We start from the raw sequence: 11,569 nt of genomic DNA on the forward strand, positions 1-11,569 counted from the left end.
CCTGGGAATGCGAAGCTAGTTCCCCGCTCTGTCGTTAGCAGTTAAACAATTTTAAGGTCACTGAAATAGTGCTGCTAACCTAACAAGCCCTTTTAACATAGTCGAAGCTAACATTACCCTAGAAATAGGAGGCTCGAAAGAGCAAAACCGCTATGCGTACAGGGTTTTTAATTAGATACAGTAATTGTCCTGTTAAAAGTGCAATACAAAAGCACCCTAATTAAACAACTCTAAGGCGGTAGCGAAACTAATATAAGGCCTTCCTATAAGGACGGGGTTTCTACCCAATTTTTCTGATGACTCTGACTAAAATTTGGAGACGAGTCATTGCAGTTTCAGCGAAGAACACCTAAAAAACACTCCATTTAAAATAATTTTGAGGGGAACCCAAATGAAAGTTAAGTACCTGACAACATTGGCAACGGTTAGTTTATTAAGTTTGGGATTGGCTGTGGGCTGTGCAAGCCCAGACGCTACAGAGGGAGAAAAAACCGAACAGGCTGACCCCTGTGCTGGTAAAACTGATGGTGCAGACCCCTGTGCTGGTAAAACTGATGGTGCAGACCCCTGTGCTGGTAAAACTGATGGTGCAGACCCCTGTGCTGGTAAAACTGAGTAAAAAGAAAAGAGAGTAAAAATATTCTCCTATATTTTTCCTAGATATCTTTACTTCTCATTAGGAAAATTTGCCCCCGTAAAAAGTCTTATCTTCTGAGACTTTACGGGGGTAAATTATGTTTTTTTCGATAATTTCTAACCTCCTCGATCGCATTTTTCGAGAAAATATCTGTAGGGGATGAGACCAAAAAAAGATAAAAATTACAATCCGTTCGGGTAAGAGCGTACAATTGCTTTGTGATCCTCTGACGATCAAATTCCTTGTCGCCCGAACCCGATGAAGCCCCAAGAAATACAAGCCGAACAATTACTCGAATTAGCCCTTGCTTCAGGAGCAAGTTGTGCGGAGGTTTATCAGTCGCGATCGCTCTCCCATCCTATCTTTTTTGAAGCCAACCGACTGAAACAGTTAGAGAGTTGTGAATCGGAAGGTACGGCACTAAGGGTATGGCGAGAGAATCGTCCTGGTTTGGCGGTTGCTTACGGACGAGTAGAACCTCAAGAATTAGTTGAGGGGGCGATCGCCCTTTCGGAATTAAATCCCCTCGAAACCATTGAACTTGCTGAAGCAAAAACCGCGATCCTGCCGGATTTAGGGGAAGTGGTAGAAGTGGGAGAATTAGTCAAACTAGGACGGGAGGCGATCGCTTATATTCGAGAGCAGTATCCTGAAGTCCTCTGTAGCGGGGAATTTGAATGCGAACAAGAGACCACAATTCTGACCAATAGCCAAGGACTACACTGCCAATATACTGATATTACCTTGAGTGGCTATTTGGGAGTAGAATGGGTACGGGGAGAAGACTTTCTCGGGGTTTATGAGGATCGTGAAGAACGCAACCAACTCAGTGTCAATAGTCTTATTCAAGATATTTTAATTCGGCTGGCCTGGGCGCAAGATAATATACCTCCTCCCCTCGGTCCCATTCCCATTCTCTTTACCGGGAAGGCGGCGGCGTTACTTTGGGATACCGTGGCAGAGGCTATTAATGGTAAGCACGTCCTGGAAAAATCTTCTCCTTGGAGCGATCGCCGCAAACAATTAGTAGTTTCCGAGAGTCTTTCCCTCAGCCAACAACCGGAAAGGGGACCCTATAGTTGTCCCTTTGACGACGAAGGCAGCAAAACAAAATTTCTGCCCCTGATCCAACAAGGGAAACTGGAAGGATTTTATAGCGATCTCGCCACAGGTCGCGCTTTAGGTACGATGGGTACCGGTAATGGGTTTCGTCCTTCTCTCGATCGCTATCCTACTCCCGAATTAGTCAATATTATTGTCGAACCTGGTTGGGGAAATCTTGCAGACTTAATTCAGCAATTAGATAATGGATTATTAGTGGATCAAATGTTAGGGGGAAGTAGCAGTATTTCTGGAGATTTTTCCATTAATGTCGATCTGGGTTATCGTATCGATCGCGGCAAAATCGTCGGGCGTGTCAAGGATACAATGGTTACAGGTAATGTTTATAAGGCACTCAAACAAATTCTTGCTTTAGGAAACGACAATCGCTGGCACGGCTCCTACTATACCCCTTCAATCATTGTTGACGGCTTATCTGTGGTTGGCCAAAAAACGTAGGGGTTTGGTCTCCAAACCCATTTTCTCGGTAGGGGTTTGGTCTCCAAACCCTCAAAGGTTAAATGAATCAGGAATCCTAAAGGAGAGTAGAGCAATACACAATAGCATGAAAACAGAATGAATTATTAAAGGCGTAATTGTTATGGAAAAGCTGCAAAACCAACTCGATACACTGAATGATAAGGTCGATTCACTTTATCAACTGGTCGAGAAAATGTCGAGTCAACTTGCTGGACTGCTAGCAGTACAGAATCCTGATGCGGTGAAAGCCATGAAGAATAATGCTTTGGCTTCGTCGTCTTACTCACAAGATATCGCAGAATTATCTAGAAATCAACGAGTTTCTCGATCTATTTCTTCTTCTTCTCCATCTTCTCCATCTTCTCCGGCGATCGCCCCACAGCAAGCAAGCACTTTCCATAAAGATGTATTGGCAGACGAACAGAACCTCGATCGCCTGTTCGATTACAATACCGATGAGCGATCGCTTTCTCCCGATCTACAAATTCGGCGGTTGACGGCGCAAGTGACCGCAGCTTATAACCGCATTGCCGCTTTAGAAGAACAATTATTGGCCACCAGAGGCGATCGCGATCGCCAGAAATTCACCCTTGCTCTGCAAAAATCTCCCAAAAGTTAGCATTCTGCTCCAACTCCTTCTTAGATAACTCTTTACACCCCCCTTGAGATGGGGGTGTTTTTAAGAGGGGTCTTTATTTATTCGTGTATCCCTTAATGGATTTGTCGTTTAGTGAAAAAATCGCGCCAGACACCAACAAGAATGCCTTGAATTTCCACCTGATCCGCCTCTGCCTCAATGGGGTCAAATGCAGGATTAGAAGGTTTTAAGGTAATGCGATCGGCAAACTTGTAAAATCGCTTTAAGGTGGTGCCGGCACCATCCACCCGAGCAGCAACAATTTCGCCATTTCTGGGGATTTCATTGGCGGGAGGCCGTTGCATCACGACGAAATCCCCCTCTCGAATCATATCCTCAATCATGCTATCCCCTGTCACTCGTAAGGCAAAACAATTGGGACGATGTAAGATCGCCAGAATATCTAGTTGCTCTTTTTCATCAGTAAATGGTTCGACTAATGCCCCTGCCGCGATCGCCCCTTCAATCGGTAATCCTGTTTTTTGAGGAGGATAAAGAATGCGAATAGTGCGTGCTTGTCCTTCCGTCCAGTCAATATACTTTTTCTTTCGTAAACGCTCCAAACGGCTTTGAATGGGAGCAGGAGATTTGAGATTCATGGCTCGCATCATTTGACGAATGGAAGGGGCGTGCTGCTCTGTGCGAATGTATTCAACTAACCAGTCATAAAGTTCCTTTTGAGCGGGGGTCAATTTTTCGATTTTTTCTGTTTTTTCCATGACTTTTTTACTGGGGTAAGTGGTCGGACACGATTAAAAAAAGAGTCTTTCAATCGCTTTGTTCTTCTTTTAGAACGTGGGTACTTATTTAAGAACAGTTCTATCAGAAAAAAAACAGAAAGTAAAGTAGAATAAAACATCAAATAAATTGGCTGGATTTGGACTCGTAAATTGAGGAAATTTAGCTATTATTTCTTAACCTCTCATTTCCCTTTCCCCAATCCCGGATTCGATCCTTCAAAATAGAGAATAGAGGTATCGGTCTATACTGGGAAATTCGCTGAATGTACGTTTATCGCACCAACGCATTTGATGAACAAGTCAAGGAACAAACTGGACTGGGGGATCATGTCGATCGCCTATGCAGAGAAATAGAGGAAATGGCGCTAGAACAGGTTCTAGCGAGGTTTGAGCGGGTTTATCCTTATCTGAAGCGCAAAGAAGGCAACCTACGGCTAATTGCGCGAATAAAGCGGGTAGGGAGCGATCCGGTTTTATGTTGGTTGAAGGTATTCCGCAGAGGCGATCACGCTTATGGGGAATTTTTGCGCGATCGGGAAAACTTTGGCGATCGCATCCTCGACGGTCAAATCAAACAAGAACAATTATGGCAATGGCTCAATCAGCGCAAAGCCGAAAACGATCGCCAAAACACTCCCCAACCCCTCAGCGATGAATTGCGACTCTGGCTGCAACGTCCCAGCTTGCGAATGGATTTTGATGGTGTTGTCGTTTACGAAAGCGAGCGTTGGTTAAACAGCTTTTCCACCCCAGAAATTCAAGATAAATGGAGAATTTTTAACCGAATTATTGCCGAACTTGCCGATACTACCTCGGATTTTGGCTCGGATACCCATTGCGAGGGCATTAAACTTTATGGAGAAGAGCATCGCTATGTTCTCTACAGTCGCATTCTTACCGCAGATACGCCCTCGAGACAGGTTCTTTTTCTGATTGCTCCCTTTTCCCAAATTCCCGATCGCGAACAAATTCAACAAGTTATTGATTACACTTGGCCGGAAAAAGAAATTTCTCCTTTTAATCCCCAAACTCCCACAACATTAGATGAATTGACTTCTATTGCTTCTCGTGCTTATCCCAGTTATTTATTAGCAGATGAAACCAATTGGTTAGCTATTGAAAATGAAGAAAATGCTAACTTAGCACTTTCTGCGGAAGAAGAGGCAATTTTGCATGATGTTTCTACAACTCGTCCTTCTTTACCTTTATTTTTAAACGGACAGGCGGGTAGTGGTAAATCAACAATGCTTTTTCATCTTTTTGCGGATTATTGTCACAAACATTCGCGGCTTTGTCAAGAGCAAAATATCTCAATTTTAAGTAAACCGCATCCTTTATTTTTGGCTTATAACGAACGCTTGCTGAAGGTTGCCAAAGAGAGAGTTATTCCTTTATTAGCATCCCATCATCGTTTTTTAGCCAAACGGGGAATTGCTGAAGATTTGCCCAATCTTAGTCCTTTTTTCCAATCTTTTCGGACGTTTTTACAAAATTTACTGCCTTTAGAAGAACGCGATCGCTTTAACGATGCTAATTATATTTCTTTTCACCGCTTTCGCCAACTGATCGATCGCACGACTTGGCGTAAATACTCGCCGGAATTGTATTGGCAGGTCATTCGTACTTTTATTAAAGGATATCATTTAGACGAACGCGATCGCTATTTAGATGTTGATGATTATCGAGAAATTCCGCGACGAGAACAAACCGTGACGGTGGAAGAATTTAAAGATATTTATGAAACAGTTTGGAAATGGTACGAACGTTATGCTAAAGAATCTGAAAAATGGGACGATCAAGACTTAATTCGCCGGGTTCTTTTTCTTAAATGTTACGCTCCCGAATATACAGCTATTTTTTGCGACGAAGCGCAGGATTTTACCCATATTGAACTGCAATTAATCATGCGTTTGTCTGTTTTTACAGCTTACGATCTCGAGCATCAACATATTGAAAGTTTGCCGTTTGCTTTTGCCGGCGATCCCCTACAAACGCTGAATCCAACGGGATTTCGCTGGGCAAGTTTGAAGGCTGCTTTTTACAATGAAGTGATTACAACTCTTTCTCCTACGGGAAAACTGGGTTTAGAAATGAACTTTGCTGAATTGGAATCAAATTATCGTTCAATTCCTGCCATTGTTGGGGTTAATAATTTGATTCAACTCTGGCGTAGCGTTCTTTTCGATCTCCCCGAACTTAAACCGCAAAAAGCTCGAAAACATGGTGATTTTAATCCTAAAAAACTCATTGTTGGACAAGATATTTCCTTAGAAGAATTGGAAGAATATTTGCAAGATACAATTATTATTATTCCCTGCGATCAAGGCGGAGAAAGTGATTATATTCGCAAAGATAATATTTTAGCCAAACTACAAGAAAAGATTGAGAAACAAGGGATATTACTTTGGAATGTTTTAAGCGCGATCGCAGCCAAAGGATTAGAATTCAAACAAGTTGTTCTCTATAAGTTTGGCGAATCCTGTAATCTCGATGCGTGGTTGCCAATGGACTCTCCTTCTGAGGAAGTAAAATACTTTTTTAATAAGCTCTATGTTGCTGCAAGTCGGGCGACGGAACGATTATTTATTATTGATACCGAAGTTGGCGATCGCAAGCTCTGGAAACACGCCAGTAATATCTTAGAGTTAGAAAAATTTTTAGAATTATTACAACAACAGAAGAGTAAAAAACAATGGGAGGAACGCATTTACTTAATTGGCAGAGGCGATCGCGCAGATGCGATCGGTAGTGACGATCTTCCGGAAATTGCCAATACTTTTTTTACGGAAGGCATTAATATGGAAAATGCCGATTTAATTAGGCGTTCTCAAAGTGCTTATAAGCGTTTGGAAGACGAAGATCGCGTTCAATTATGCGAAGCGTGGGCTTTAAGGTTTGAAGAAAAATATTTACAAGCAGGAGAATGTTTCCTACAACAACAAGAATTTTCTCTGGCTTGGAATTGTTTTTGGCAAGGAATGTGCTGGGCAAATTTATTAGCTTGGTACGACTTAGAACAAAATGAATTGAAAAGCAAAGATTCAGAAACTTTGGAGGTAAATCCTGCCAATGTTATGCCGTTGATTAAATTTATGGTACTGGAAGAAGACAATATAGAAGGACTGCAACAATTTAGTGAATTTTTAGCTGGGGTTTTAGACGAAAAAACAACTAAGAATATACCTGAAAAATATCGTTTTACTGCTCAATGGAAGATGGCAATTCAGACTTATGGTAAACGGATCGAAATTTTGGTTAAAAATGATAAATTAGAACTGAGTCAAAACGAATGGTCAAAGTTAGGGAAAGTGTTAGAAAAATTAGCGTGGGATAAATATCAAGGGATGAGCGATCGCGCTGGTTCTTGTTGTTATCGCGCTCAAGAATACGATCGCGCAATTTCTTTTTGGGAAGAAGCAAAAAGCACCCAAAAAGTTGAATATAATTTGGCAAAAGCGGAAAGTGTGGGATTTCCCGCAGGATTACCTTATCTACTTAAAGCCGATCGCGGCGATCTGCTCATTTCCGCTTGGGAGAGCGCTCAACGCCCTTTTTCTTCCGAATGGCTGATCCATCTTGCACCGATTTTAGAAGGGAAAGAAGAGTGGTTAGAAGCGATCTCCGCTTACGAAGTGTTAGGCGATCGCGAGAAAATGAAAATGTGTCTGGAGGGAGCCAAAGAAGCTAACCGAGGGGAAGAAGTTTTGCAACAATTACTCTCTCGTTTACTGACAGGACAAAAATGGGATATGGCGATCGATTTTATCGAAACTTATCCGACAACATTAATGAGTGAAAAAGCAAAGGATTTAAACTTACCTTTCTCCATTGTTCGCGATTTAGCCTACTCAGAACTGTCTCCCCAAGATTTATCTCGAGGTTTGCGCCGTCGCTACGAACTTTTCTTTAAAGAAAAAATTCTTTTTCATAGCGACTGGGAGCAATTTATCAGCCCTTCTCAATTAGGAATTACATTGGAAAAAGTAGGCTCTTTGGTAGAAACTCTCTCGTTTTACGAACGCTACACTCACCATGAGAATAAAACTTTAGCAATTTTTGCCCGTTCTCGCTGGCTGGCAGTTAAAAAGAAACAAGAAGCATATTTAAGCCAACAGGGACAGGTCAAAAAAGCCGTTAAAAGCCGCTCCGAACTTGCTAAAAAATCAAAAATCTGGGGAATTCCCCTTAAAAATATTTCCCTCCTTATTCCTGTTCCTCCTGCGGATATTCCCGAACCCGAACCTAAACCCAAAACCCCAGAAATTGCTCCGGCGATCGCACCTTCTGAAACAATTGCGGGCTTACCTGATGGAGTTAAAATCAATTCATCTCAAGCCGATCTTTTCACCTTTCAACTGCGTCACCTAGAAGTTAAAGTAATGCCCATCGCCAGACAAATTCTCCTGCGCGATCGCCTAACAGAACAGCAAATTCGCTTTGATGGACAACTTCAGCAACTCAACATTAATACTATAATTTTACAAATCCAAGGGCAAGATTCTTTTACTTTTGCTGATGCGGGAAGCGGCTATCAGGGAAAAATAGATCGCACAGGCGATCACTTTAGGCTGGAATTGAATTTATCGACTCTATCCGAACCGATTATTATTACATTGTGAAGGCGATCGCATTGCCAATAATAACTGTTTAGCGATCGCTGAAATTACCAAGGAGAACCGATTAAAGTAAAAGCACTCCAATAGTAAGGATGGGAGAAAGTGCGATCGCGAAATCCTTCTAAAAGTAATTGATTAGCACCCTCAAACTCCCGCGATCGCGCAATATTTTCCCAGAAATCCCCCACAAGACTTTCACCACGAATCATAGCAATTTGCGCTTGTCGCAAGGCTTCGGCTTTGATCTTCACATTGGGATCGTAGAGATAGCGATAGAATTCCCCCATCAGGTTTAAGGTACCGCCATCGGAAACATACCATAAACTCGCCAACGCAGACTTTGCCCCCGTATTCACTGCCAAACCCGCAAAGCCCAACTCTACATCTAAATCCCCCAATGCTGTGCGACAGGCACTTAAAACCAGTAATTCGATGGGGTTTTCTTGAGTCCAGCCTAATTCCCGCAGGCGATCGAGTTGCAATTGTTCATTCCACATTTGAATATAAGCATTCCTCTTTTCTCCCACTTGAAAGTCCGCATGACTGGCAAGATGAACGATTTGTTGTCCTCCGCGTTGGCTATTAATTTTCAGATTATTGAAGGTGAAATCTTGATTGAGAAACATTTCCCCTTCGTTTAATTCTTGAATAATCAAAGATAATTCTATTGGGACGGCGGGCAAGGGATCTTTGTCACTAAACTCGGAGACTCCCATGGCCAAAACACGAGCATCTCGTAAGGAACGATAGCGGGTATTGGTAAGACTAAGACTGGGAATTATTCCCAAGCTATACTTCTCCACAAGGAATTGTTTTCCATCATGTAAAGCAGCAAGAGGAATGGTTCGCAATCCAGCATCTAAACTGAAAATAAGGGTATCAATATTTAATCCTTCTAATTCTGATTCGATGGGGGCAATCAACCAGTTGTATAATTGTTGGGATGATGCGAGATAGGAACGGGGACGACGAGGGTTTGTTACAGTTTGACGGAACTCTTTCACGATTTCTTGCAGGATAGGTGCAGGAGCTTCGGGAATCACTTTGCGAATAATATTGTCTTCTGGAGTAACGAGAATTATTTCTAATTGTTCAGGGAAGGAAAGAGCATAAACTATAACTGGATGTGTTCCGGTTTCTTGGGTAATATTTTTCAGAGTCGCGCGGATATTTTCGATACTTTCTTCTTCCTTTTGTTCTCCTGTATTACTATTCTCACTAGCTTCTGAACTGAATTCTTCAGAGAAGAAACTTTCTACTCCACCAACGGCAGCATTGAGATCGTTATTGACTAAAGCTGTTCGTAAACTAATGCGATACGCTTGTAAGGTAGGATCGTAATAATGACTATCCAAGTTAATATTTAATAGCGCTCCGCCTTCATCGAGCCAATTCCAATTACCATTGTTATTTTGGGTGTTATATCCTTGTTGATTGCCAGCCAGTGTCATTCCAAGTTGCACTAAAATACTCTGGGGTAAGGATAAATCGAAAGATTGGCTAAAATTGGCAAGGGTGTTTGTATTATCCACAAGAATCACGAAGGGAGTGGGTTCGGGAAGTAGTTCAAATGCGCCGATATCGCTAAAAAAACCACGAGTAAAACCTCGTTGATCTGTTGTAGGCGCACTCCCACTCCATCTGTTAACGGCGGGACTGGTGGCGGTTAGGGCATGGGTTTGGGTGGGGCCGCCATTATTGGCCAAGGGAAGGAGTTGGGGATTGACACCGATAAGATTATAAACACTGTCAATAATGGTTGCACCTGTGGCGTTTTGGATGAGGGTATTTTGCGCTTTGGCCACGGTGCCGTTAATATCAACTCCCGTCACAGCCGCATTATTAGAAACAATTGTATTGTAAAGTTTAACGGTCGTGCCGACTTGGATGCCGCCACCTTGGGCTGTTGCTGTATTAAAGGCGATCGTATTATTGGTCGAGTTTAAGGTTCCATTAATCAGTAAACCACCACCATTAACAGCCGTATTTCCGCTAATAGTGCTGTTAGTTAAGTTCAAGGTATAAGTAGCATTCAGGTAAATTCCTCCACCATCTACACCCGTTGAATTTCCCGAAACCGTACTATTGCTCATGGTCATATTACCGGTAAAGCTGGCAATCCCACCGCCTCTATTCGTTGCTGTATTATTGGAAATAGTCGAGTTGATGATGGTGAAATCACCTGTCATCCCAATCCCACCACCTTCACCAACTGCCGAATTACCCGAAACGGTGGAGTTGCTAAGAGTGAAAGTGCCAACAATACCCAATCCCCCACTGTTCGTACCTGTGGATGTATTATTGAAAATAGTGGAATTAGTGATAATAGTATTCGCACTATTATTAGCAACAAATACACCACCGCCAGTCGAGTTGACGGAATTACCCGAAATTGTACTGTTGGAGATAGTGAGAGTACCAGTGCCATTGTGATAAATTCCGCCACCGCCACCCACCCCACTACTCTCTCTTCCATTCTGAATTGTTAGATTCTTAATCGTGGCATTATTCGCCGAAATATTAAAAATGCGATTCGTTCCACCTCCATCAAGAAATAGATTATTTTGTCCCGTTCCCTCTAAGGTTAAATTGTCAGTTGACCAGTTGATTTCACTCCCTGTCAAATCAATCGTCACCACTCCTGCAAATGCTGTCGGGTCAAATGTAATGGTGTCTCCCATAGTTGCTACACTTTCAATAACATTTTTTAAAGAACCCGCTCCACTCCCTGTTGTAACTGTAACCGTTGCTAACTTCCCATCCCAGTTCGCTAAAGTTCTATCTGTAAAAGGAATAACAGATGCGATCGCCCCTGTCGCATATTCCAATGCCCAATTGCCCCCATAATTAGCACTCCCCGTCGCATCTACCGAGGCCGCCACATCTACCCCTGTCGCCTCGGCAATTTGCCCCACGAGACTTTCTCCCACCGCTCCTAACGCCGTAAAACAGCTATAAAGGAGAATATCTGCCGTAGAACTCAAAGACTCTCTCCAACTCTCCAATTGAGTGCGATATTGTTGAATATTTTGCGCGGTAATAAAATCTTTCCCCAACCACAATTCTCCTGCATTTCCTTCTGCCACAAGAGTTAAAGTATCAACGGGTTTCTCCGCAAAATCCAAAACTTCGCTAATTTTGGCAATGCCATCCTCACTTCTGTGTATCAAGCGTGAAACTGTCCCCGCTTCTCCCCCATAGAGTAATTGATAGGGATTATCGGCGCGATCGTCAATGAAAGTATAGTCCCAAGATTCCCCCACTTCTCCAAAGCGCATTACTGTAGGACTATGTTGCGTTCCATCCCCCGTGCGAATTAACGTTGCATCGTCCGGTTGAATGGGATTAACTGCTGCTA

The 11,569-nt window shown here is 42.7% G+C and carries 6 protein-coding genes; 4 read left to right on the forward strand and 2 right to left on the reverse strand.

Annotated elements, in window-relative coordinates; translation table 11 throughout:
• The first annotated feature begins 391 nt into the window (after window positions 1-391).
• The 3 genes from JUI58_RS04805 to JUI58_RS04815 all read left to right on the forward strand — a co-directional run bounded on the left by JUI58_RS04805 (window position 392) and on the right by JUI58_RS04815 (window position 2,837).
• On the forward strand, window positions 392-619 hold the full coding sequence (locus JUI58_RS04805; RefSeq protein WP_204102612.1) for a hypothetical protein: 228 nt from the start codon (window positions 392-394) through the stop codon (window positions 617-619).
• Between the two features lie 276 nt (window positions 620-895).
• Window positions 896-2,197 (forward strand): TldD/PmbA family protein, encoded by a 1,302-nt coding sequence (locus JUI58_RS04810; RefSeq protein WP_204102613.1) that lies wholly within the window; start codon window positions 896-898, stop codon window positions 2,195-2,197.
• A gap of 142 nt (window positions 2,198-2,339) precedes the next feature.
• A complete protein-coding gene (locus JUI58_RS04815) occupies window positions 2,340-2,837 on the forward strand; it encodes a hypothetical protein (protein WP_204102614.1) in 498 nt (165 codons plus the stop codon).
• A gap of 92 nt (window positions 2,838-2,929) precedes the next feature.
• Here JUI58_RS04815 and lexA read toward each other — a convergent pair whose 3' ends face one another.
• On the reverse strand, window positions 2,930-3,574 hold the full coding sequence (lexA, locus tag JUI58_RS04820; protein ID WP_239121282.1) for a transcriptional repressor LexA: 645 nt from the start codon (window positions 3,572-3,574) through the stop codon (window positions 2,930-2,932).
• Between the two features lie 284 nt (window positions 3,575-3,858).
• Here lexA and JUI58_RS04825 point away from each other — a divergent pair, with 284 nt between their 5' ends.
• Entirely contained in the window at window positions 3,859-8,214 is a 4,356-nt protein-coding gene (locus JUI58_RS04825) for a hypothetical protein (protein ID WP_204102615.1), read from the forward strand.
• 44 nt (window positions 8,215-8,258) lie between these two features.
• Here the strand turns inward: JUI58_RS04825 and JUI58_RS04830 are convergent.
• The coding region (locus JUI58_RS04830; RefSeq protein WP_204102616.1) for a CHAT domain-containing protein at window positions 8,259-11,569 on the reverse strand (3,311 nt) is incomplete at its 5' end.

The sequence above is a fragment of the Spirulina sp. CCY15215 genome, from assembly GCF_016888125.1.
In the GTDB taxonomy this organism is placed as follows: Bacteria; Cyanobacteriota; Cyanobacteriia; order Cyanobacteriales; family Spirulinaceae; genus CCY15215.

Bases quoted from the DNA above. Each gene is read 5' to 3' on its own strand.
- JUI58_RS04805 (WP_204102612.1), top strand. From the start codon at position 392: ATGAAAGTTAAGTACCTGACAACATTGGCAACGGTTAGTTTATTAAGT.
- JUI58_RS04810 (WP_204102613.1), top strand. From the start codon at position 896: ATGAAGCCCCAAGAAATACAAGCCGAACAATTACTCGAATTAGCCCTT.
- JUI58_RS04815 (WP_204102614.1), top strand. From the start codon at position 2,340: ATGGAAAAGCTGCAAAACCAACTCGATACACTGAATGATAAGGTCGAT.
- lexA (WP_239121282.1), bottom strand. From the start codon at position 3,574: ATGGAAAAAACAGAAAAAATCGAAAAATTGACCCCCGCTCAAAAGGAA.
- JUI58_RS04825 (WP_204102615.1), top strand. From the start codon at position 3,859: ATGTACGTTTATCGCACCAACGCATTTGATGAACAAGTCAAGGAACAA.